This is a genomic window from Lysobacter sp. Root690, from assembly GCF_001427785.1.
In the GTDB taxonomy this organism is placed as follows: domain Bacteria; phylum Pseudomonadota; class Gammaproteobacteria; order Xanthomonadales; family Xanthomonadaceae; genus Lysobacter.
The window spans coordinates 422,199-445,015 of sequence record NZ_LMHM01000018.1 but is presented as its reverse complement, the minus strand read 5'-3'; the positions used below and the strand labels follow the sequence as shown (position 1 = coordinate 445,015).

Below are 22,817 nucleotides of genomic sequence, written 5' to 3'. Positions count from 1 at the left end.
TAATGTCGGAGTATGTATGAATAATAATATTTTTCTCTGCTTGTTTTTATTTTCATTGTCAAGCTGTGCGCATTCGAGTGGCGCCACTCTTACTCCTTACCGTTGCCGGGATATGCCACCAACGGATTCTGGTCAGAAAATTTTTCTGGCCGGCACTATAAGTGAGACGAAGGAAAACGTTCTGCATATGGATTTCGATGGATTTGGAGTCGATTTTTCTTCGACACAATTTGATGTCCTGTCGCCGTCGGAGTGGAAGGGGCGCCGTTATCCAATTTATTTTCAGGAAGAAGAGCTAGCCGACAGAGGACGAGCGCCAGCGAATGGAATGGTGTCATTCGATATAACCGTTCCAGCTTGCTTGGATCAGCCGTGGCTCTTCTGGGAAGCGATCAAGCCGAAACAGCTTGATCGTGAAGCCATCTAGAGAGTAGGTCGGATTGAAACTTTGCGCTTCCAAGATAAGGGTCTGAGTGGACTTTCGAAAAGTCTACTTCGATCCATATTTTCGATTGGAGTGTGCCGGTATGTTTTCGATGTATGAGTGCAGAAAGTGAGGGGTGCAGGATTGAAGTATTATGGGTTAGTCGCCTTAGGCGCGGCTGCCTCGGCGATCGCTTTTTCGGTGATCAGGGTTGTTTATTATTTCTGGATGGATTTAAGGCCAGAGATGTCGCCAATGATGTTTTTGATTTTTTCCCCTTTAGTCGCCTTGGCGTTCTCGCTAATATCGGTCGTACTGGAAGTTTTCCTGTGCGTTCTTATGCCAAGAATGTTTAGGGCTCTTCCTTTTGTGGTCGGGGTTTCTTATTCTTCGCTGCTGCTTGTTTTAATTAATAAGTGGTTTCTGCTTGTTTTCTTGGTTTTTAATCCTGTAACGCTACATTGCTGGTTAGCCGTTCGCCATAAGCATGCCCGGTGAACATCATGTGAGATGTCTTCATTCAGCTATCTGTTGTAGCTTTGACTGATTCAGTGGCGAAACAGTACGTGTCCTGGCGGGCTCCGTGACTATGAGTAATGTTTGGCTAAACCGAAGTTGGACGTTGTTGCTTTTGGGTGTCGTAGGCTGCTCACCGAAAAATATTCCGTGCGGTGGTCGAGTCTCTCCTTCGGGCTTAAAGGGCGATGCGTTGGTCGTTGCTAAAAAGGCTATGGCCGAATCAGCGAGGTTTTGTGCCGGAACCTCTGAAGGATGTGATTACATAGTGGCTAAGACGCCGAAAGGGTGGTCGGTAGCGGCGACGCGAGTCTCTCTGGTCGACGAAGGATGCTTGGGCGCGATAGGAGATGAAAAATTCTATAGCTATGACGACTCGGGGGAGCTCCTGGAAATTATTGATGGGCTTTAGCGAGAACTAGTTCATCCTTCTGCCGCCGCTGCTTTTTGCCGCGACGAGAATGGAGCGTCATTGCTGACGATGGACGTGAGCGTATGCTCGGTTTGTTCAGCCATGCGCGGGAATTCAGGGGGCGAGTGGACTTTCGGACAAGTCCACTCGCCGGAATAGGGGGCAGAGTGGATTTTCGAAAAAGCCCATTCCTGCCCCTGTTTGCTGGGCAATCCGTGATACCGCAAGAAACATGCCGTACATGGCGAATGGAACTCTACGGAAGCTGTCAGGTGGTGCTGCATGAAGTTTCGTTACATTAATTTCTTGATTGCGTTGATGATTATTTTAGTCGCGTCATGCTCTATTAAAGAGCAGCGTGGTGAAGTCTGGGTGCGAGGCCGTGGGGTCACAAGTTCCTTCGAGCTGCATAAAGACGGTACGTATGTTTCGAAGGAGAATTGTGATATTTGCCCAGAGCGTGAGGTGCGAGGTGTTTGGCGAAGAGATGCGAAAACATTAGTGCTCTCGGCGCGGAGTGGTGCGCCGAATCAGGTATTGGTGGAGCTGGATTACCGCGGTTGCCATGGATATGTTCCGGTGGAGCAATCGTTCAAGACCGATAAGCTTTTCCCCACGGATATCTATTTTCGATGGCGCGATGAGTGTGCTCGGCATCTATGATTGAGTCGCCGCTTGTAAAATAGGAGTCGGAGTGGACTTTCGAAAGAGTCCACTCCGACCCCTGTTGGCTGGTGGCTGTAAGGATGGTCGTGTTGTGGTCAAGGCCCACGGATGTAGAGGTCCGATAGTTGAGGAAACCCCTTACAGATGGAAATGAAGACGAAGGTGCTTGTAAGAGTTATTGGTGAGAAGCTCGGCAATGGTCTCGATGAGATAATTGCATCTAAAGAATTTGATTATTTCAATCTTGATGAAATCGATACTTGCATATCTCAGTTGATTGATTTTGTGGTGCGTGACCTAGTCGATATGAAGGCAAAGGGAGTCGGTCTCGGGGATGATCCCCAAATCTCTTTGGTCTTGTCGGCGGAGGATGTCTATATCCGTCCTTCTGTGCATTTGTCAAAAAACACGATCAATAAAATTGCGAGTATTGGTGCTTCTTTCGATTTTGACCCCTATACCTAACATGTGACTAGCTAAATAGGGATAGGGTAGGTAAGAGTCTGAGGTCAAGGCGAGTTTTGCGATATCGCAATATCAATCGCTGCGGTAATCAATCAAAACCTGATTCCAACCCGAGCCCCGACATACCCGGTGAATGCCCCGGTATTCGTATCCACGCTCCCGCGCCCCGTCAGCCCCAGCGACGTGCCGCCCTGGTTGTAGTTGAGCCCGGTCTCGCCAGTGACATTGCTGACGCCATCGCGACCAAAGCCCACCGTCCCGCGCGCATAGCCACTGAGGTTTTCGGAGAAGTCGCGGGTCAGGCCCAGGCTGACGTTGCCGTTCTGGAAGCCCTGGGCGTTGAAGTTCGCGGTGCCGCTGAAGTCGAAGGCGTTGAGGTTGCCCAGGTCGAGGCTGCCTTTGACGGTCGCGCCGTAGTTGGGTTGGGCCGCGCTGCCGAACGGGCCGGCGGTGGCGCTGAGGTTGAAGCTGCTCAGGTCGTTGCTGTAGCCGATGCTGCCGCTCACGGTGACGTTGGCCGGGTCCAGGCCGAAGCGGGCGTTCATGGTCGCGTCGAGCGAGCCGGTGTAGCTCAGGCCGAGGTTGATGCCGACGTTGCTGATGTCGGTATTGGCGATGTCGGCGGCGTTGAAGCCGTCGATGCTGAAGGCCGGCGAGAAGGCGTTGAACTCTTCCACCGTCGTCGTCGGGGTGGCGAGCGCGGAGAGGGCAACATCGGCGTAGGTGGCGTTGGTGGGGACGCCGCCCAGTGTCGTCAGTGAGGAGAAGTCGAGCGCGGGGGTGTTGACCTGCATTGCGTTGAGTTGCGACAGCGCGCTCATCGGCACGCTCAGGTCTACCGGCGCGGCTTCGACCGTGGTCAGCGCGGGCGTCGGCGTGGCGTTGACCGCTGCTGCGGCCGCGGCGGCTTCGGCGGCGCGTTGCGCTTCGGCGGCTTCGTTGGCGGCCTGGCTCTGTTGAGCGGAGGCCGAAGAATTCTGCGAGGAGCCCGAGACTCCGGAACTTGCGTCTGCCATGAGAGTGCTCCTTGGGATGGGGTCCCGTGAGAATCAGCCCTGATGAAAACGGTTTCAGTCAGTGCACCGTAGCAAGCCGCGGGGGGCGCAGAAACCTGGGGGCTGCCCTAGCCGGGGCTTGACCGGGTCGTCTGGCGATGCCGGCGGTGGCTGGCGCCGAGGCGAGGCCGGTTCGCGGCCCGGCGACTGTCGTCCGACCCCGGATCGTCGGACGCATGCCCGCGTCGCAGTCACTTACTCGAACCGTTCCCGCGTCAGCGCGCGCAAGCTGATCGCCTCGCGCGGTTCAAGCTTGACGCCCCGCGTCGGGCGCGATCGCCGATCCGCGCGAAGCGCCGCAAGCCACCATGCATGCAGCGATCGCGACCGACCGACCCGATCGGCAAGCCGTCGCGATGCCCGCCACGTTCCCTTTGCTCCGGCGGTGATGCCTAATAACCCGATTGCAACGACGACACCGCAACGCGAGAGGGCAACGAGGTCGGCGCATCGCCGGATCGAACGACGCATGGCCAAGGTACTCATATTGGGCCCCCGAGCCCCCGCGGCGCTGGAGCTGGCGCGTCGATTCGATCGCGCGGGATGGAGCGTCCATGTCGCCGACAGCGTGTCCTGTCGCTTGAGCGCGTGGTCGCGCTCGGTGACGCGCGCGCATCGACTGCCGCCGCCGCGTTCGCGCGCCGGCGAATTCGTCGCGGCGTTGGCGCGCATCGTCGCCGCCGAAAGCATCGATCTGATCGTGCCGACCTGCGAGGAAGTGTTCTTCCTTTCGCGCTATCGCTCGGCCTTGCCCGATCGCGTGCGGGTGCTGGCCGACGATTTCGAAACCCTGCGCGCGCTGCACAGCAAGCGCCACTTCCTCGAGCTGGCGCGCGACTGCGGCGCCAACGTGCCCGACAGCGCGATCGTCACCCGCATCGACGAAGCGCGCGCATGGGCCGCCGGTGGGCCGCTGGTGCTCAAGCCCGAGTACTCGCGTTTCGGCGTGCACGTGCGGCTGTATCCGCGCGGCATGCCGGCCGATGCGGCGCCGCTGGGATTGGCGCAGGATTGGGTGGCGCAGCGCTATTACCACGGCACCGAGCTGTGCTCGTACAGCGTCGCCGACCGCGGCCGCTTGCTCGCGCATTCGGTGTACCGCCCAAGCTACCGATTGCGGCGCAGTTCCAGTTTCTATTTCGAGCCGAGCCCGAACGCGGCGATTCGTGGCTTCGTCGAACGCTTCGTGGCCAAGATCGGCTTCACCGGACAGATCTCCTTCGATTGGATCGTCGGCGACGACGGCCTGGCCACCGTGCTGGAATGCAATCCGCGCGCGACCAGCGGCGTGCACCTGTTCGCCGACGACGACGCGCTGCCCGCGGCACTGATGGGCGACATCATGGAGTGCATCGAGCCCGGTCTGCATAAGCCGAAGATGCTGGCCGGGGTGATGGTCAGCGCGGGTTTGCTGCAGGCGATCGCGCAGGGCAACGTGCGGACATGGTGGCGCGATTATCGGCGCGCCGACGATGTGCTGGCGTTGCCGGGCGATCGACGCCCGCCGCTCGGCGGTCTGGTCGACATGGGCTCGTACGCGGCGATCGCCTTGCGCCAGGGCTGCAATCTGCGCGAGGCGGCGACGCGCGATATCGAGTGGGACGGCGAGCCTTTGCCGGAGCTATGAAGCCCTCGGCGTCCAGCGGGATCGAATCGTTCAACGCGCGCGCGCAGGCGTTCGCGCGGATTCACGCGAAGGCGCCATCGGCCGCCTTCGCAGCCAACCTGCACACCCAAGTCGAAATGCTGACGGCGGGTGAGGTGATATTTCCGGTCACGGTGAACGATGCACAGGCCGACAATGCCTGGGTCTGTTCGCCGCATACGACCTATGGCAACTACGCACTCGAAGAGGCGATCCGCTACGCGCCGCGTTGGCTGTCGCCGGCGTTGAACCTGCTGGGCCGCGGCAGCAAGGCCTGGCTGGAGTCGGCGCGGATCGATCGCGCGGTTGCGATCAACAACTGGCTGTTGTCGACCAATCTGTATCCGCCCTTGCAGAGCGTGCCGCTGGCGAAGCTGTTGCAACAGTCGCTGGCGCGCTGGCCCGGGCACGCGATCTGGCTGCGTTCGCTCAACGATGTCGAGCATCGCGACTGGCTGGCCGAGTGCGAACGGCTGGGGTTCGCGCTGATCCCGAGCCGGCAGGTGTATCTGTTCCACGACGTCGCGCGTCTGGCGCGCGAGCGGCACAATCTGAAGGTCGATCTGAAACTGGCCGCGAAACAGCCCGGCCGCGCGCGCAATGGCGATATCGTCGATGCCGACTACCCGCGCATCGCCGAGTTGTACGAGCGGCTGTACATGGACAAGTATTCGCGTTGCAACCCGCATTACAACGCGCAATTCATGCGCCAGTGGCATCGCGCCGGTCTGCTGGAATTCGACGGCTATCGCGACGACGCCGGTCGCCTGCTCTGCATCGCCGGACAGTTCCGTCAGGGCCACACCCTGACCACGCCGATCGTCGGTTACGACACTGACTTGCCGCAGCGCATGGGGCTGTATCGATTGCTGACGGCCTGCACGTTCGAACACGCGATCGCCGACGGCTTCGACATCAACTTCAGCGCGGGCGCGGCGGGGTTCAAGCGCCTGCGCGGTGGTGTACCGAGCATCGAGTACAGCGCGGTGTACATGCGGCATTTACCTCGCCACACGCGGCGTATTCTGACGATCATCTCGGCGCTGACGCGGCGAGCCGGGGTGCCGATCATGCGCAGGTTCGAGTTGTGAGGGCGGTGGGTCGACCCGCGCCTGCGCAGACTGGACGGACAATCTGCGCGGCAACGGCAAATCGCGGGATAATCGGAGCATGACGACCTGGCATGCCTCGCATTACGCACGCTGGTTTCCCGCGCTGTGCGCGGACCGCCTCGGCCACAAGCCGGTGGCGGTGACCGTGCTCGATCGCGCGGTCGTGCTCGGCCGGGCGCGCGATGGGCGACTGTTCGCGTTGGAGGATCGCTGCCCGCATCGGCACGCGCCATTGTCGGCCGGGACCGTTACTGAGTCGGGAATCGCCTGTCCGTACCACGGCTGGCGCTTCGACGCCGATGGCCGCTTGTGCGAAATCCCCGGCATGCCGGGGGACTGTCCGCTGCCACAGGTGCGGGTGCGCAACATCGCGGCGCGCGAGCATGACGGCCTGATCTGGCTGCGGCTGGACGGGCGCGACGAAGGCGCGTTGCCGCGCATGTTGAACGAGAACTCCGAGGGTTCGCGGCGTTTCCTGTGGCAGACCCAGTGGCAGGCGCATGTCGTCGACGCGATCGAGAACTTCCTCGATCCGATGCATACGCACTGGATTCATCCCGGCCTGGTGCGCAGCGGCGAACGGCAGCCGATGACGGCGCGGTTCGAATCCGATGATGCCGGCTTCAGGGTGATCTATCGCGATCAGCCGCAGCAATCGGGTCTGTTGTACCGCCTGTTCGAATCGCCGCGCGAAAGCGAGCAGGCCATCTTCGACGCACCGGGCAGTGCGCAGATCGAGTACCGCTACGTCAACGGCGGAATCGTCCGCATCAGCCTGCATTTCACCCCGCAGACCCGCGATATCACTTCGGTATTCGCGACCTTGCACGTGGAAAACCGCTGGGCGCCCGCATGGCTGGTGCGTCGTCTGGTGTGGCCGTTCCTCAAGCGCGTCAACGATCAGGACGCGCGCATGCTGGCGATGCAGTCGGCCAATATGCGGCGCTTTCCCGGCGCGCGCGGCGCCTCCACGCAACTCGATCTGGTGCGGCCTTGGGTTGAGGCGTTCTGGCAGACCGGCGAGGCACCGGCCGAGGAGCAAGCCCGCGAGGTGCGGATCCTGCTGTAAGGCCGGTGCCTGGGCTTAGTTCAGTGCGAGTCCGTCGTTGGCTTCTTGTCCGCCGCGACCGGCGCTGCGGTCTTGTCCGACTTCATCGCCAGCAGCGTCTTCGCGCGTTCCTCTTCCGAATCCATTTCGAACTGCACCAGCTTGCCGTCGTCGCCGAACTGAAAATCCGACCAGCGGCGCGGCACCGCCTTGACTTGGCCCGCGCGCATGGCCGGGGCCACGGTTTCGGCGCGATCGCCCAGATAGCTGCGGCCGATCTTGTCCCACAGGCCGTCTTCTAGGCTGTAGACGAAGCAGGTCGCGCCGTATTGCACGGTGTTGCACAGCAGGTAATCGTTGCGGCCGTTGCGATCGAGGTCCGGCGTCATCAGCACGCATTGCGAATCGGCATTCAGGCAGTCCGGCGTGGGCAGCCGTTGCGCGATCAGGGCCTGCAGCCACACCGTATCGGGCTGATCGGCGCCTGGCGCGATCTGGATATGCCGCAGCGCGGCCGCGACGGTATCGGCCTGGGCCTGGGCGCGATCGTCCATGGTGTACTCCCACGGATTTTTCATCTTGAGCACGCGTTCGAGCTTGGCGCTTTGCTTATCGCCGGCGAATTGCGGATCGCTGCGCAGGCTTTGCAGCGCCTCGTAGCCGCGGCGGCCGTTCTGGAAACGCAGGTGGCTGAGGTCGAATTCTTCCGCCGGGGTGCGGCCTTCGCGCAGGCGCGCGAGTTGATCGTTGACGGTCAGGCGGTGCGGGTCGAGCAGCAGCGAGTTCGCCGCCACCGCGAACGCCATCGCCACCAGCGAGACGGTCACGTTGACCCGCATCAACCCGTGCAGCCAGCCCAGTCGCGGTCGAAGCGCGGCCCAGGCGTAACCGAACGCGTACGCGCTCAGCACGACCGAGGCGAGCACCGCCCACAGGCGTTCGGCGGTCCATCCGTACTGGCCGATGCGCAAGGCCAGCGCGTACAACCCCAGCATCGCGTAAATCGGCAGGATCAACAGCGCCGCTTCGACCACCCGCCGCAGCCAGCGCGGGTACGGCGGTTCGCCGCTGCCGTCCTGATAGACCGCGTTGACGAACAACACCATCACCGCGATCAGACACATCAGGATCAAGGTCGCCGAACGGGTGCGCCACAACGCGTCCAGGCCGGTGAACGGCAGGCTGATCACGAACAGGATCGCGATCACCGCGACCAGCGGCAGCAGGCCCTTGAAGATCGCGAACAGAATCTGCCGCGCGACCTGCACCGGCCGTTGCTGAGTACGGCCGACCAGCACGCCCAGGCCGATCATGATGCCGCTGGCGAGATGGACGAAGCTGCGCATGGTGAACAGATCGGCGAAGAACTGGATGCCGATCAGCTTGAACAGCACCGCGCACAGGCCGAGCACGGCCCAGCAGATGCCGACGAACACCGCGGTCAACAGCAGGGTCAGCGCGTTCTGCCAGCCGTGCTCGAACAGTTGATCGTAGGACGCGCGCCAGCGGCCGCTGTCCAGACGGCATTGCAGATAGGGCAGGGCGATGAACAAGGCGATCGCCAGACTCGCGCCGAACGGCCACAGCACCGCGCTGGCGCTGATATCGGGCGCGCCGGTCGCGCTCCAGCCGGCCCACCACGCCAGCAGCAGATAGATCGCGCCGATGCCGGCCGCGTGTTGCCAGAAGCGCGCATCGTTCAAGCGCTGCACCGACAGGATCATCATCGTCGGCACCGACAGCACGATGACGTAGCCGCACACTTCCAGGCCGCTGTCGGCGAACGGGCCGATCCGCAGCAGATACAGCAGCAGGCCCTGCAACAGCGCGATCAGGACGATGAACGATCGCGTGGCGGAGGACAGGGCGGGAGGCGGGGTCATGCGGAATCCTTTGCGATGAGCTTGGTGAGCGAAGCATCGCGCGGCGCGCGCCGGGGCGGCGCGCATCGCGATGTCGTCCATGACGATGGGAGGGGCGTGTCGGTCAGCGGGTTTTCTTCGCCGCAGGCTTGGCGCTCGCGGTTTTCTTTGCGGCGGGTTTCTTGCTTGCCGCTGGTTTGGCGGCTGCTTTCTTGGCTGGTGCCGGCTTGCTGACGTTCTTCTTGGCGACAGTTTTGTTGACGGTCTTGGTGGGCGCGGCCTTCGTCTCGCCGGCTTTTCCCGCAGTCGTTCCCGCGGACTTCGAAGCGGGCTTCAGTGCCGCGGCTTGTTCGCGCGCACGGCGCCAATACGGCTTGAGCTTGTCGATGCGCTGATAAGCCGGACAGCTTTCGCGATGCGCGCCGGGCAGGTAGCTCAGGCTCATCAGGAATTCGTTGGTGATCTCGCCGCCGGTGAAACGGAAGGTCTTCTTGAACAGCTTGATCCAGTCGGCCTTCTCGCGCGGCCGGCCGTCGAGCAGTTGATGCGCGTCCAGCCATTGGGCAAAGCCGCCGTGGCCGGCGCGCAGGCCCTGGATCACCTGGGCGTTGTGGATCGCCGCATCGACCTTGAGCCGGTTGCGGATGATCCCGGCGTCCTCGAGCAGGCGCAGGCGCTCGGCCTGTCCGTACGCGGCGACCTTGTCGACCGCGAAGCCGTCGTAGGCGCGGCGGAAGCCCTCGCGCTTGCGCAGGATGGTTTCCCAGCTCAGCCCGGCCTGGTTGATTTCCAGGATCAGGCGCTCGAACAGGTCCGATTCGTCGCGTTGCGGGAAACCGTACTCGCGGTCGTGGTACTCGCCATGGACGGGATGGTTTGGGGCGATGTTGCAGTAGCCCGACATTGAAAGCCTCGAAGGAGCGCGCTCGAACCGGCGCGGCACTGGATTGTCGGCGCGGCGCGCGGGCGAATCCAGTGGCGGCGCGGATCGGCGGTGGGCCGCGGACCGCCGCGCGGCTGAACGCCGGTCGCTCACGCCGGCTCACGCGCCGCTCGGGCGCGGTCTATCAAGGCCTGGCCGGATTCGACCGGATCGGGCCAGATCCCGCTCGGGGCGGACATCGGCCCGCGGCCGAACCCGAAGCTGCGCGCGAGCACCCGTTTTCACGGCCCGCAGCCGCGCCCGGCACGTTAGAATGGGGTCATGCCCGTGATGCCGACTCCCCTTGCCAATCAGGTCCTGATCGCGCTGTCCGCGCTGGCCGATACCAATTTTTCGCGCAGCGTCGCCTTGATCTGCCAACACGACGACGACGGTGCCATGGGCATCGTGGTCAATCGTCCGTCCGAATACACGCTAGGCGAAGTGTTCGGACAGATGGGCGTGGACGGCGGCGACGAATCGCTGCGCGCGCAGGTCGTGCTGGCCGGTGGCCCGGTCCATCCCGAGCGCGGCTTCGTCCTGCACGACGGCGGCACCCGCTGGGATTCGACCTTGGTCATCGGCAGCGGCCTGTACCTGACCACCTCGCGCGATATCCTCGAGGCCATGGCCGCCGGCGAAGGCCCGGACAACGCCGTGGTCGCGCTGGGTTGCGCCGGTTGGGGATCGGGCCAGCTCGAACACGAAATCACCGAGAACGATTGGCTGACCGCGCCGGCCGACGCCGAGCTGCTGTTCGAATTGCCGCTGGACGCGCGCTGGCAGGCCGCGGCGGGGCGCATCGGCGTCGATCTCGCCCATCTGGCCGATTACGCCGGGCACGCATGAGCTCGGACGCGAGCCATTCGACCATCCGCAGCGACGGCACCGTGCTCGGATTCGATGTCGGTTCGCGCCGGATCGGGGTCGCGGTGGGCAGCGCGTTCGGCTATGGCGCGCGCGCGCTGGCGGTGATCGATGTACACGGCGGCGGCCCGGATTGGGGCGCGATCGATCGCGTGCTCAAGGAATGGCGCCCCGACGGACTGATCGTCGGCGATCCGATGACGCTGGAAGGTGGCGATCAGCCCGCGCGCTTGCGCGCGCTGAGCTTCGCGCGGCAACTGCGCCAGCGCTACAAACTGCCGGTGGTGATGGTCGACGAGCGTTCCAGCTCGGTCGAGGCCGCGCACCGTTTCGCCGCCGATCGCGCCGAAGGCCGCAAGCGCCGCCGCGACGCCGAAGCCCTGGATGCGGTGGCCGCGGCGGTGATCGTCGAGCGCTGGGCGGCTTCGCCCGGCGACGCCACCGATATCGACCTGCTTCCGCCCTGATCCAACCGCCCGCACTTATCAGTCCGCTCCCATGAACTCCTCCGTTTCCCCCGCCGGTTCGCGCCATCTGCTGAGCCTGCGCGACAGCACGCGCGCATCGCTCGACGCCTTGTTGATCCGCGCGCAGGCCTTCGCCGAAGGCCACTACGACAGCCGCGCGCTGGCCGGCATCGCGGTGTGTACGCTGTTTTTCGAACCGTCCACGCGCACCCGCCTGAGCTTTCAATTGGCCGCGCAGCAACTCGGCGCGCATGTGCTGAATTTCGACGCGTCGACCTCCTCGACCAGCAAGGGCGAGACCGCGCTGGACACGCTCAAGAACATCGAAGCGATGGGCGTGCGCGGTTTCGTCATTCGCCATCGCGAGGACGGCGCGGTCGCCGCGCTCGCCGAGCAGGCGCGCGAAGGCACCTGCCTGATCAATGCCGGCGACGGACGCAGCGCGCACCCGACCCAGGGCCTGCTCGACATGCTGACCCTGCGCCAGGCCAAGGGCGTGGATTTTTCCGCGCTGCGCGTGGCGCTGATCGGCGACGTCAAGCATTCGCGCGTGGCGCGTTCGGACCTGCAGGCGCTGCGCGCGCTGGGCGCCGGCGAGATCCGTGTGTGCGGCCCGGCCTCGCTGCTGCCCGACGACGGCACCCTGGACGGCTGCGTGGTCACCCAGGATTTCGATGCCGCGCTCGACGGCGTGGACGCGGTGATGATGCTGCGTCTGCAACGCGAACGCATGGAAGAAGGCCTGGTCGCGTCGCTGGACGATTACCACCGCGATTACGGCCTGACCGCGACGCGCCTGCGCCGCGCCGCCGCCGATGCGGTGGTGATGCATCCCGGGCCGATGAACCGCGGTGTCGAGATCACCGATGAAGTGGCTGATGGTCCGCAGTCGCTGATCCTGACTCAGGTCGCCAACGGCGTGGCGATGCGGATGGCGGTGCTGGAAACCCTGCTGAAGGGCTGACTTCGTCGCATCGGCGCGATGCGACGGCTTACTTGGATATCGACATGATCGTGAAAGACAGCAACGGCACCGTGCTCGCCGATGGCGATTCGGTGCTGCTGATCAAGGACCTGAAAGTGAAAGGCACCTCGGTGACGCTCAAGCGCGGCACTCTGTGCAAGAACATCCGCCTGACCGACGAGGAAGACGAGATCGAGTGCAATGTCGACAAGGTCAAGGGACTGGTGTTGCGGACTGAGTTTTTGAAGAAGGCGTAGCGGCGCGGGGGATAGCAAATCCCCCGCGCTCCCTTAATAAAAGCGAAGGCAAGCGGTGACACCGAAGATGCATGTGATGGTGGCTGCTGATTGCCGGTACGCCTTCACCCGGTAAACCGTGTGCATCCGTCTCCGCTGGACTCTTTCAACGCCGGGCAAGCTCATCGCCGTTTCATCTCCTGGCGATAGTGAACGAAGCTGCCCATGCAAGCGCCATCAAGCGCATGGGGATAGATCGTCGTAAAGCTTCCCGGTGAATGCGCCTCGTATACGACGGCCTGGTCTTGCCTCGGGAACGCGCGGGCATCGGTACGGGCGGCCGCCTGATCGATCGGGAAGCACGGCTTCGCCGCCAGGGTCAGGCTGATTCCGAAAATTTTGCCGCCCGCGGAATGCGAACGAAGCCGGAGCAGTTGCGCGTCGCCGGAGGCTTTGTTCGCGCTTTCCAGCCCGGAGTTGCGCGACTGTTCCAGTTCGGCCGAAGCTTTTTCCAGATCGGCGGGCTCGCTCGATAAAAGCAGATCCAGCACCCGCGAAAAGGCGACGCGACCGGTGGCTCGCTCGGCTTCGTCGGATTGCGATTCGGCGGGCGTAGCGCGGTTGAGGGTGAGATGCCCCAGGCAAGCCCTGTCATGGTCGTGAGCCGAGAACCCGCCGCGCACACCGATCGCTTCGAAAGCGAAACCGTCGCCGTGCGCGAACGCGAGTCTCGCATAGGTCTTGGCTACGACCTCGTTCAGAGCGATACAGTCCGATGGCGCAACCGTCAGTGTCAGACTGGTGACGCCGCCGTTTTTCTCGTGGGTTGCCCACTTCGATAGCCGGGTGCCGTCCGCCAGCGTGACGGGGCCTTCGCTGGCCTTTAACTCGCCGTTCTTGCGCAAGGCCTTGACGATGTCGTCGAAGCCGTCGCCGCGCTGGGTAGTGATGGCGGTCAGGGCGTCGAGCAACAGGCCACCGTCTGCAACCTTCGTGGCTGGCTGCGTGGTGGCGCATGAAGATAATGCGCAGGACAACATGACCTGGCCGCCGATCATCAGTGCGTCTTTAATTGCATGCCCCCGATTCATCTGCAATCCAGCGTTAGTCGTCAGCGAATAAAGATCGGCGATAACGAAATGTTAGATGGAATCATGGCGAAACAATAGGCGGCCTTTTAGTGGTCTTCGGCTTGCCTCGGCACCGCATCGAATGTGCAAGTCTGCTCGGATGAATTATTTCTTGTCCCGCTGAAACAGCGCTGCGTATACCCGATCAAAGCAAGTACTCACGGCCGGCGCTGCGCAAACAACCACGGCCACAACTCAGCCGTCGAATACGCCGGGTCCCAGGAATTGTGGTCGGCGTCGGGGAATTCGGTGTAGCGCACGTCGGCGCCGGCGCGTTTCAGCGCGGCGCTCATGTCGCGCGAGTAACGCGGCGGTACCACGTCGTCCTGCGCGCCATGGAAGATCCAGAACGGGATGCCGCGCAGCTTGCGCGCGGCGGCGTCCAGGTCCAGGGCGCCGCCCAGCGCGGCGATGCGTTCGGCGTCGTAGGCTTTCGGCGGGTCGTAGCCGCCGCAGATCGGCACCACCGCGGCGAAGCGGTCGGGTTGCATCAGGGCCAGTTCGTAGCTCGCATAGCCGCCCATCGACAGGCCGGTCAGCACGATGCGCTTGGGATCGGCGTTGAACTCAGCCTCGGCGCGGTCGAGAATTTTCAGCACGGTGCCGGCGAAACGGTCGGCGTCGATCTGGTCGGTATGCATCTGCGGGAACACCACGATCGCCGGGAAGTCGTCCATGCGCTCGCGGATGATCGGGCCGAGCCCGACCTCGACCTGCTTGCGGTTGTCGTCGCCGCGTTCGCCCGAGCCATGCAGGAACACGATCAGCGCGGGCCGTTCGCCGCCGGCCTTGAGCGAGGGCACGAACACTTGATAGCGATGCACGACGCCGTGGTCGAGCACCAGTTCGCGACTGAGGAAACGGCCGTGTTCGCGTGAGTCGGTCATGGCGGTGGGCTCCGGGGGCGGGGTTCGCGGCGACGGCGCATGGCTGCACGCGGCGATCAGCGCGATCGAAGCGGAGCACAACAGCGCGGCGGCGAATCGCAGCGGGCGGCAACGGCGCATCGGCATCCTCCGGGGCGGGATATCCGCATCATCGGTTGGGGGCGTCAACGATTCAAGCGCATGCCGGTTGACTCTCGTTGATCAGTCGCGGCAATGGGCCGCGATCCGCAACGGCGCGGCCGATTCAGACCGGCGCGGCCAGACGTTCATGCAACAGGCGCTGCGCCGCCAGGATCGCTTCGGCGCTGAGTTGGAACTTGCGCTTCGGCGCGCTGTTCGCGGTCCAGGCGAAGCGACGCCACAGCGCCAGCGGTACGCCGTTTTCGACGCTCCAGCCTTGCAGACGGCGCAGCAGGGTTTCGGTGTAGGCGTACAGGGCCAGGGCTTCGCGCAGGTCGGCGTCGCGCATCAACGCGCTCACTTCGGCGTCTTCGAGCAGGCGTTCGTGTTCGAGAGCCAGGGCATCGAGGCAGTCGCGCATGCGTCGGTCGGCGCGGCGCTGATCGCCGCTGCTTAGCGGGCGCGAGCGCAGGCTCGGTGCGTGGATGAACCAGCTGCACATCTGGCAGAAACAATGCGCGTCCGGCGAATACCGACGCAGGCCCGGCTCGGCGACCAAGCGATGGCCGTCGCTCAGATAGCTGGCGAACAGGTTGCAGAATTCGCTCAGATGCTCGCGCCGCGGGCGCGCGTCGGGCGGGAATTCGGCGTAGTGGTGTTCGATCCATGCGGCGGCGGCGCGGGGATCGTCGGCGTAGGCGTGGGCGGCGTCGAATGCGATGAAGCCGCGCTGGATGCCGTCGGCCATCCATCGCAGCAGAGCGTAGCTGCGCGCCTGCAGGTCGACTGCGTGTTCGAGAGTGTCGGATTGAAACATGCGCGCAAGCTTAGTACGCGGCTTTGCGGGCGGCGATGCCGTTGGTCCGGGTGCGAGTGGTTGCGACGATTGCGCGACGCGATGATTCGAACGTTCTTGTTTCCGTCATCCCCGCGAAGGCGGGGATCCAGAGACTTCAGAGTGCTGTCGCGGTGAAGCCCTGGATCCCCGCCTTCGCGGGGATGACGGTTTTGAAGAGCGCGCGCGGAATGATGAGTTCGGAGTTTCGATCAATAGCGCGATTCGCTCGGTTCGCGAGGCCGCGTCGTCGTTTGCACCACATCGCGCCGATCGAAGCCGGTGGCCTCAATGCAACAAGATGAGCGTCGCCAACCCCAGGAAGCTCAGGAAGCCCATCACGTCGGTCAGCGTGGTCAGCATGACGCCGCCGGCCAGCGCGGGATCGAAGCCCAGTCGCTTGAGGGTGATCGGCACCAGCACGCCGCCGGCGGCTGCGGTCAGCATGTTGATGGTCAGCGCGGCGCCGATCACCAGCGACAGGCCGGGCTGGCGGAACCAGATCAGCACCACCACGCCGAGGATGATGCCCAGCACCAGACCGTTGATCAGCGCGACCGCGAGTTCCTTGCGCAGCAGCACGCCGAGGTTGGACGCGCCGATCTGGCCCAGGGCGAGGCCGCGGATCATCAGCGCGAGCACCTGGGTGCCGGCGTTGCCGCCCATGCCGGCGACGATCGGCATCAGCGCGGCCAGCGCGACCAGCTTGGCGATGGAGTCTTCGAACTGGCCGACCACGCTGGAGGCCAGGAACGCGGTGCACAGATTGATCGACAGCCAGATCAGGCGGCGGCGGAACGCGCGCCGCACCGGGCTGAACAGGTCTTCGTCCTCGTCCAGGCCGGCCGCGCTGAGGGCCTGGTGTTCGGCCTCTTCGCGGATGATGTCGACCACGTCATCGATGGTGATGCGGCCGAGCAAGATGTTGTTGTCGTCGACGACCGGGGCGCTGATCCAGTCGTGATCGGAGAACTGGCGCGCGACTTCGCTGGCGGTTTCGCCGACGTCGATCGCGGGCTGTTCGTCGTCGATCAGTTTATTGATCGCGCTGCCGGGTTCGTGGGTGAGCAGCGCGGCCAGGGCGATGCGGCCCAGGTATTGATGGCGGCGGCTGACCACGTACAGATGATCGGTATGTTCGGGCAGTTCGCCGCGCAGGCGCAGGTAGCGCAGCACCACGTCGATGGTGGTGTCGGCGCGCACCGTCACCACGTCGGGATTCATCAGGCGGCCGGCGGTGTCTTCCGGGTACGACAGAACCTGCTCGAGCCGCTCGCGGTTCTCGCGGTCCATCGACTTGAGCACTTCGTCGATGACCGTGTCGGGCAGGTCTTCGACCAGGTCGGCCAAGTCGTCGATGTCGAGGTCTTCGACCGCGGCGACGATTTCGTCGGTGTCCATGTCCGCGAGCAGGCTCTCGCGCACTTCCTCGCCGACGTGGACCAGGACCTCGCCGTCGTCCTCAGGATCGACCAGGCCCCAGACGATGACGCGCTTGCCTGGGGGCAGCGATTCGAGCAGGTTGCCGATTTCGGCCGGCGACAGGGTGTTGACCAGCCGCCGCACCGGACCCAGCCGACCGCTGTCGAGCGCGTCGGAAAGCAGGCGCAGCTGACGTGCGGTCTTGTCGTGGCGGACGGCTTCGGCCAATGCGGTACTTCCTGGCGGGTGACGGACGCGGCCACGAAGCCGGCGGGGGTCAAACGATCACCCCGCCATTATCTCTTGTGGCGCTGTCAAAGCCCAGTCTAGAAGGCGGGCGCGCTATGCAGGGTGACGACGCGCGGGCGCGGGCGGTTGCGCGCCCCGCGCAGGTGGCTGCGTCGAGCACTTGGGCCGCGTGCGCGATCCAGGCCTGCCTGTCGACGCAGAACGCCGACGTTCGCGGCGGTCGCATCGCCATGCCGGCACGCGTTGAGTGATCGCATTCATCCGGTCGGCGCCTCAAGCGAAAAATCTCGCCAGAACGATGAGCCGGTCCGCTCCCCTTTTCCGAGTCATGTGAGGCAGCCCAGATGCGCGCCGCCGATGAGGCCTTGCCCGGGAGGGACCCGCCCAGTTGCCCACCGTCATTGAAGACACCTGCTCATCCATCTCGAACCGGCCGGTCGCCGATTCGAATCACTGCCTAAGGACGATGTCATGAACAAGCTTTTGTTGATCGCCGCCGCTCTGCTGCTCGGGGCTCCGCTGCTCGCCTCGGCGACGGCCTATGTCCCGCGTCCGGCGTACGCCGCCGTGTACCTGTCCTACAACCCGACCATCACCGACTACTTCTATACGACCAACTACCCCGAATCCTACGACTCGCTGGCCAACGGCTACACCAGCCAGGGCACCCCGTTCTACATCGAACAAACCCCGCAGGCGCATACGATCCCGCTGCACCGCTACTGGAAGGGCGCGCCCAGCACCGAGCACGTCTACATCACCCCCGACCAGTACCCGCAGGACCTGAGCAACGTCGTCAACGGTGGCTACACCTACCAGGGCATCGCCGGTTACATCTATCCCAAGTCGCTGGTCGACAATCTGGCGCCGCAGTTGCTCGCCGGGATGCATCCGTTGTATCGCCTGGTCAAGTTCAACGGTGCCAACAACGATTTGCAGCACAAGTTCGTCATTACCGAGACCGACAAGAACGCACTGATCAATCAAGGCTGGACGCTCGATCACCTCGAAGGCTATGTGCCCAAGTGGACGATCAACGCGCAGTTCATCGGCGGATTTCCGACCTTCACCGGTGGCCACGTCATGACCCGCCGTTGCGCGGCGGGCGCGCAATGCCCGGGCGGCGCATCGTTCCGTGACGGCTACAACGGTTACAAGTTCGTCAACTCGACCACCAAGCCGGCCGGCACGACCACCCAGGTCATGAGCTTCGATCTGTTCAGTCCGGACCTGTTCAGCGCCGGTCAGCAGGAACACATCGCGATCGGTCTGCACGGACACTGGAACATCGATCTGAGCAATATCGACAACGTTTCCAACCCGGCCAACAACCATCACGCGCTGGGTATCATCATCGGCGCCTCGTCGTGCGGTCTCAATGTGCGGGTGGAAGCGTTCTGGCCCACCGGCAACAACCTGTCGCCCTGTAACGGACAGGGCAACATGCTCAACAACCAGACCTATCGCTTCCGCATCGCGGTCACCGACAGCGGCATGATCAGTTACACCGTGCATACGATCAGCCCGAGCGGTTTGATCATCGCCCAGGTCGCCAGCGACGTGGTCAACGGCGGTGCGCTGTTCACTGGCAAGAACTACACCTTCCCGAGCGGCGACACCGGCTATTTCATCGTGCCGGCGACGATGGCCCTCAACGATTACTCGATCTACTTCAGCAATCTCAATGTGACCTGGCAGTAAGCGCCGATGCAGTGAGATGCAACGCAAACGGGCCTTCGGGCCCGTTTTCGTTCACGGAGGTTGTCGCGTGCGGTGCGAGGGCCGCGCGCATCGCGCGGCGGGCTCAGGTCAGGACTTGTTGAGCCAGGCTTCGATGCCGGCGCGGTCCTTGGCCCGCAACAGCGCGGGTGCGCGCTTGCGCAGCGATTCCAGATCGAGGCCGCGGATCGCCCGGCGCAGTTCCAGCAAGGTCGCCGGATGCAGGCTGAATTCTTCCAGCCCCAGCGCCAGCAGCAGCGGCGCGAAGTTGGAATCGCCGGCCATTTCGCCGCACACCGCGACCGGTTTGCCGCGCGCCTTGGCCAGCCGGATCACGTCGCGGATCACCCGCAGCACCGCCGGATGCAGCGGGGTGTACAGATCGCTGAGCGCTTCGTTGTTGCGATCGACCGCGAGCAGGTACTGGACCAGATCGTTGGTGCCGATCGACAGGAAATCGATCAGGCCGATGAAGCCGGGCAGGGCGATCGCAGCGGCCGGCACTTCGATCATCGCGCCCAGCGGGGTGTGCTCGGCGATCTCGTGGCCTTGCTTGCGCAGGTCGGCGCCGACTTTCTTGAGCAGCTTGCGGACCGTGCTGACTTCCTCGGTCGAGCTGATCATCGGCACCAGGATCCGCACCGGGCCGTAGCCCGAGGCGCGCAGGATCGCGCGCAATTGAGTTTCGAGCAGGCCTTCGCGCGCCATCGACAGGCGCACGCCGCGCACGCCGAGCGCCGGGTTGGGTTCGTCGCGCAGCGCCAGGCCGGTCTTGTCGGCCTTGTCGGCGCCCAGGTCGAGGGTGCGGATGGTGACGGTGCGGCCGGTCATGCCGAGCACGACGTCGCGGTAGACGCGGAACTGTTCGTCCTCGTCGGGCAGTTCGTTGCGCTGCAGGAACAGGAATTCGGTGCGGTACAGGCCCACGCCGGCCGCGCCGAGCGCGTGCGCCTCGGCCACGTCCTCGCGCGATTCGGCGTTGGCGTACAGCTTGATGTCGACGCCGTCGAGGGTGCGGGTGGGTTCGCGGCGCAGGCGGTGCAACTGCTTGCGTTCGCGCGCCAGCTCGCGGGTGCGCGCGCGGTGCGCGCGCAGGTCCTCGGCGTTGGGTTCGAGGATCACCGTGCCGGTGCTGCCGTCGACCACCAGCGCATCGCCGTCGTTGATCTTCAGCAGCGCATGCGCGGTGCCGACGATCAGCGGCAGATGCAGGCTGCGCGCCAGGATCGCGCTGTGCGACAGGGTGCTGCCGGCGGCGGTGACGATCGCCATGACCCCTTGCGCCTGCAACTGCGCCAGTTCGGCCGGCGCGACGTTGTCGGTGACCAAAATCTCGCCGGCCACGCCGGAGGTGTCGTGATCGCGGCGATGCAACGCCGCATGGATGCGTCCGATCACCTGATCGATATCGTCCACGCGGCTGCGGAAATACGCGTCGTCCATCGCCTCGAACACCGAGGCGATGCGGTCGCGTTGCAGGCGCAGGGCGTAGTCGGCGGCGTAATGGCCGGTGCGGATCAGTTCGTCCAGGCCCTGCAACAGTTCGGGGTCATCGAGCAGCAGCGTGTGCAGGTCGAGGAATTCGCCGACCTCATGCGCGAGCGCGCCGTGCAGGCGATCGCGCAGCGCGTGCATCTCGCTGCGCACGATGTCGATCGCGGTGTGCAGGCGCGCGAGTTCGGTTTCGACCTGATCGGCGCCGATGCGCTCCTCGGCGACTTCCAGTGCATGCGGCAGGCGGACCCGGGCGCGACCGAGCGCGCTGCCTCTGGATGCGCCGTGACCTTGGAATAGCTGCCGCATGCGCGCCCCCGGCTCAGCTGTCTTCGTCGAAGCGACGATCGAACAGCGCCGTCACCGCCTCGGCGGCGTTGGCTTCGTCCTCGCCTTCGACGCGGAGTTTGACGTGGGTGCCCTGGCCGGCGGCGAGCAGCATCACGCCCATGATGCTCTTGGCGTTGACCTCGCGGCCCTTGGCGGTGAGCGTGGCGTTGCTGCGGAAACCCGACAGCACCTGCACCAGCTTGGCGGTGGCGCGGGCGTGCAGGCCCAGTCGGTTGGAAACGGTGAGTTCGCGTTCGATCATGTCGGGGTCCTCAGGCAATGGTCAAACGCATCGTGCGTGGCGGTGCGGGTGTGCGTTGTCGCGGTCGCGTCATGCGGTTTCAGGTCTTCCAAACAGGGGGCTTCCAACGGTGTGGTGGTCGGGGGCTTGCGCTCAGGCATCGTCGAGTATCACACCGTTACGGGCGCCGGCCGCGGCGACCGCGGGCAATTGATCCAGTTCGAGCTCGGCGTAGTTCATGACCCGCAGCAGCATCGGCAGATTCAATGCCGACACGCGCCGTACCGGCGTGCCCAGGCGCGCGACCCGCGCGGCCAGGTTGCTTGGCGAGGCGCCGTACAGATCGGTGAGCACCAGCACGCCGTCGCCGTCGTCGACCCGGCGCAGGGCCGCGCTCGCCGCGGGCAGCAGGCTGTCCAGATCGGCATCGAACGGCACCTCCAGCGCTTCGGTGCGCAGCGGCAGCGGATTCAACAGACGGTTGGCCACCGACAGCAGGGCGCTGCCGATTCCGGAATGAGTGATGAGCAGGACGCCGACGGACATGGCTCCAACTTAGCAGAGCACGGTGACAGGCCGGAAGCTCCCTGTGCGGTGTTTGCGCGTCCGGCCGCGTTCTCGTGCGGGCGTCGGTCCGGTGAATGCGCCGTGGCGCCTGGGCATGGCTGGATTGGCGGGCGGGTCGGCGGCGTTGTTGCGCCACTGGAACAGCGTGTCGGATGCATATGGGCTGGATGTGCGAGTCCATGCATGGGGACTGGCCGCCCAGTCCGAGAGGCTTCCCGCGGGGTTTTGGAACGAGCATAAAAAACGGGCAGCCATGTGGCTGCCCGTCGGGGTGGATCGAACCGTCGTTACTGCTTGGGCGGCGTCTGGCTGTCCGCCGGCGGCGGCGCGTTCGGATCGTTGGGTTGCGGATTCGACGGCGGCATGTCGTTCGGCGGGGTATCGGCCGGCGGCGGCAGCTCGCCCGGAGGCGTGGTGTCGGCGGGCGGCGTAGTGGCCGGCGCGGTGGTGTCGCTGGGCGCGGTCGCGGCGGGGCCGGCGGCGGTCGGTTCGGCCGGCTTGTTGCAGGCGCTCAGCAGGCCGGCGGCGAGCAGCGCGCTCAGCACCGCGGCGAGCGGACGCGGACGGGGCAGGGGAATGTTCATCGGAGTTGGAATCCTTTGCTGATCGGATCAGCGCTGTGTGGAGATGGGGCAACGCGGGCTCGCATCGCGGAGTTATTTTTCGTCGACCACCTTGCCGCGCTCGGCCGGCTTGTTCTGCCCGGCCTGGTACTCGTTCGGCGACAGCGCGCCGTCGCCGTCGAGGTCGCGGACCGAGAAATTGGCCGCCAGCAACGCGTCTAGCGCGGCCTCGTCGCGGCTGATCTTGCCGTCGCCGTTGGCGTCGAGTTCGGCGAAGGTGGCTGTGCCGACCGCGTTGTCGGGCGCGGGCGGAATGCGACTGTCGCCGCGCTGATCGTTGACCGGCGGCTCGGTGCGCTGCATCGACGCATCGGCCGGGGTGGTCGGGCTGTGTTGCGCGAACGCGGTCGAACTCAGGCTCAGGCTTGCAAGCGCGAGCAGGGACGCGCTCATCAGCGGTCTCAGTGTCTGGCTGAGGCTGCGGGTCATGGGATTCATGTCGCGGCTCCGTAGCGGGGGAAGGCCGGAGAACGGGTCTCCGTGCGATTCCGACCCTACGTGGCGGCATGCAAGCATCGCGGCATGACGATGGGAAAATT

Annotated in this window: 22 protein-coding genes and 2 pseudogenes; 12 read left to right on the top strand and 12 right to left on the bottom strand. The window is 64.4% G+C overall.

The genetic code is table 11. The features are described from left to right. The first annotated feature begins 16 nt into the window (after positions 1–16). The 4 genes from ASD86_RS27150 to ASD86_RS25085 all read left to right on the top strand — a co-directional run bounded on the left by ASD86_RS27150 (position 17) and on the right by ASD86_RS25085 (position 2,483). The gene (locus ASD86_RS27150) at positions 17–427 is read left to right on the top strand and encodes a hypothetical protein (RefSeq protein WP_157477125.1); all 411 of its coding nucleotides are present in this window, start codon (positions 17–19) and stop codon (positions 425–427) included. A 117-nt stretch (positions 428–544) separates the two neighbouring features. Next, positions 545–922: a hypothetical protein gene (locus tag ASD86_RS27145; protein WP_157477123.1), complete on the top strand. Its 378-nt coding sequence runs from the start codon at positions 545–547 to the stop codon at positions 920–922. A gap of 712 nt (positions 923–1,634) precedes the next feature. Further along, complete coding sequence (locus ASD86_RS27140) at positions 1,635–2,015, top strand: hypothetical protein (protein WP_157477121.1); 381 nt, start codon at positions 1,635–1,637, stop codon at positions 2,013–2,015. 147 nt (positions 2,016–2,162) lie between these two features. Further along, on the top strand, positions 2,163–2,483 hold the full coding sequence (locus tag ASD86_RS25085; protein ID WP_056117156.1) for a hypothetical protein: 321 nt from the start codon (positions 2,163–2,165) through the stop codon (positions 2,481–2,483). 92 nt (positions 2,484–2,575) lie between these two features. Here the strand turns inward: ASD86_RS25085 and ASD86_RS25080 are convergent, their stop codons facing one another. Further along, positions 2,576–3,499, bottom strand: coding sequence for a hypothetical protein (locus ASD86_RS25080; RefSeq protein WP_056117154.1), 924 nt, complete (start codon positions 3,497–3,499; stop codon positions 2,576–2,578). 508 nt (positions 3,500–4,007) lie between these two features. On the opposite strand from ASD86_RS25080, the gene ASD86_RS25075 reads away from it, so the two are divergent. From ASD86_RS25075 to ASD86_RS25065, 3 genes are all read left to right on the top strand, one after another. Beyond that, entirely contained in the window at positions 4,008–5,165 is a 1,158-nt protein-coding gene (locus ASD86_RS25075; protein WP_056117152.1) for a hypothetical protein, read from the top strand. Then, entirely contained in the window at positions 5,162–6,274 is a 1,113-nt protein-coding gene (locus ASD86_RS25070; RefSeq protein WP_056117150.1) for a GNAT family N-acetyltransferase, read from the top strand. The genes ASD86_RS25075 and ASD86_RS25070 overlap by 4 nt, the downstream gene beginning before the upstream one ends. Before the next feature lie 79 nt (positions 6,275–6,353). Continuing rightward, on the top strand, positions 6,354–7,364 hold the full coding sequence (locus ASD86_RS25065) for a Rieske 2Fe-2S domain-containing protein (protein WP_082578700.1): 1,011 nt from the start codon (positions 6,354–6,356) through the stop codon (positions 7,362–7,364). A gap of 20 nt (positions 7,365–7,384) precedes the next feature. Here ASD86_RS25065 and ASD86_RS25060 read toward each other — a convergent pair whose 3' ends face one another. Together ASD86_RS25060 and ASD86_RS25055 are read right to left on the bottom strand one after the other, a co-directional pair. Then, positions 7,385–9,226, bottom strand: a complete 1,842-nt coding sequence (locus ASD86_RS25060; RefSeq protein WP_082578724.1) for a DUF4153 domain-containing protein — start codon at positions 9,224–9,226, stop codon at positions 7,385–7,387. Between the two features lie 322 nt (positions 9,227–9,548). Beyond that, positions 9,549–10,109 (bottom strand): annotated as a pseudogene (locus tag ASD86_RS25055) (DNA-3-methyladenine glycosylase I); the annotation flags it as partial. 300 nt (positions 10,110–10,409) lie between these two features. On the opposite strand from ASD86_RS25055, the gene ASD86_RS25050 reads away from it, so the two are divergent. The 4 genes and pseudogenes from ASD86_RS25050 to ASD86_RS25035 all read left to right on the top strand — a co-directional run. Beyond that, complete coding sequence (locus ASD86_RS25050) at positions 10,410–10,976, top strand: YqgE/AlgH family protein (protein ID WP_036102347.1); 567 nt, start codon at positions 10,410–10,412, stop codon at positions 10,974–10,976. Next, complete coding sequence (gene ruvX / locus ASD86_RS25045; protein ID WP_056117148.1) at positions 10,973–11,461, top strand: Holliday junction resolvase RuvX; 489 nt, start codon at positions 10,973–10,975, stop codon at positions 11,459–11,461. The genes ASD86_RS25050 and ruvX overlap by 4 nt, the downstream gene beginning before the upstream one ends. A 31-nt stretch (positions 11,462–11,492) precedes the next feature. Beyond that, positions 11,493–12,425: an aspartate carbamoyltransferase catalytic subunit gene (locus tag ASD86_RS25040; RefSeq protein ID WP_056117146.1), complete on the top strand. Its 933-nt coding sequence runs from the start codon at positions 11,493–11,495 to the stop codon at positions 12,423–12,425. Positions 12,426–12,472: 47 nt separating this feature from the next. Beyond that, a pseudogene (locus ASD86_RS25035) lies at positions 12,473–12,682 on the top strand (alkylphosphonate utilization protein); the annotation flags it as partial. Positions 12,683–12,843: 161 nt separating this feature from the next. Here ASD86_RS25035 and ASD86_RS25030 read toward each other — a convergent pair. The 4 genes from ASD86_RS25030 to mgtE form a co-directional block, all read right to left on the bottom strand. Further along, complete coding sequence (locus ASD86_RS25030) at positions 12,844–13,752, bottom strand: hypothetical protein (protein WP_157477119.1); 909 nt, start codon at positions 13,750–13,752, stop codon at positions 12,844–12,846. Between the two features lie 197 nt (positions 13,753–13,949). Beyond that, positions 13,950–14,678, bottom strand: a complete 729-nt coding sequence (locus ASD86_RS25025; RefSeq protein WP_162253741.1) for a prolyl oligopeptidase family serine peptidase — start codon at positions 14,676–14,678, stop codon at positions 13,950–13,952. A gap of 244 nt (positions 14,679–14,922) precedes the next feature. After that, positions 14,923–15,615, bottom strand: coding sequence for a hypothetical protein (locus ASD86_RS25020; protein ID WP_056117141.1), 693 nt, complete (start codon positions 15,613–15,615; stop codon positions 14,923–14,925). Positions 15,616–15,921: 306 nt separating this feature from the next. Further along, the gene (gene mgtE / locus ASD86_RS25015; protein WP_056117139.1) at positions 15,922–17,283 is read right to left on the bottom strand and encodes a magnesium transporter; all 1,362 of its coding nucleotides are present in this window, start codon (positions 17,281–17,283) and stop codon (positions 15,922–15,924) included. A 492-nt stretch (positions 17,284–17,775) separates the two neighbouring features. On the opposite strand from mgtE, the gene ASD86_RS25005 reads away from it, so the two are divergent. Beyond that, a complete protein-coding gene (locus tag ASD86_RS25005; RefSeq protein WP_056117135.1) occupies positions 17,776–19,005 on the top strand; it encodes a hypothetical protein in 1,230 nt (409 codons plus the stop codon). 108 nt (positions 19,006–19,113) lie between these two features. On the opposite strand, the gene ptsP is transcribed toward ASD86_RS25005, so the two are convergent. The 5 genes from ptsP to ASD86_RS24980 all read right to left on the bottom strand — a co-directional run bounded on the left by ptsP (position 19,114) and on the right by ASD86_RS24980 (position 22,716). Continuing rightward, complete coding sequence (gene ptsP, locus ASD86_RS25000; RefSeq protein WP_056117133.1) at positions 19,114–20,826, bottom strand: phosphoenolpyruvate--protein phosphotransferase; 1,713 nt, start codon at positions 20,824–20,826, stop codon at positions 19,114–19,116. A 13-nt stretch (positions 20,827–20,839) separates the two neighbouring features. Then, positions 20,840–21,109 carry an HPr family phosphocarrier protein gene (locus ASD86_RS24995; protein WP_036102321.1) on the bottom strand — a complete coding sequence of 90 codons (270 nt, stop codon included), beginning with the start codon at positions 21,107–21,109 and terminating at the stop codon, positions 20,840–20,842. 132 nt (positions 21,110–21,241) lie between these two features. Continuing rightward, a complete protein-coding gene (locus ASD86_RS24990) occupies positions 21,242–21,634 on the bottom strand; it encodes a PTS sugar transporter subunit IIA (RefSeq protein WP_056117131.1) in 393 nt (130 codons plus the stop codon). Positions 21,635–21,942: 308 nt separating this feature from the next. After that, a complete protein-coding gene (locus ASD86_RS24985) occupies positions 21,943–22,239 on the bottom strand; it encodes a hypothetical protein (RefSeq protein WP_056117129.1) in 297 nt (98 codons plus the stop codon). A 72-nt stretch (positions 22,240–22,311) separates the two neighbouring features. Continuing rightward, positions 22,312–22,716 carry a hypothetical protein gene (locus tag ASD86_RS24980; protein WP_162253740.1) on the bottom strand — a complete coding sequence of 135 codons (405 nt, stop codon included), beginning with the start codon at positions 22,714–22,716 and terminating at the stop codon, positions 22,312–22,314. Positions 22,717–22,817: the final 101 nt, after the last annotated feature.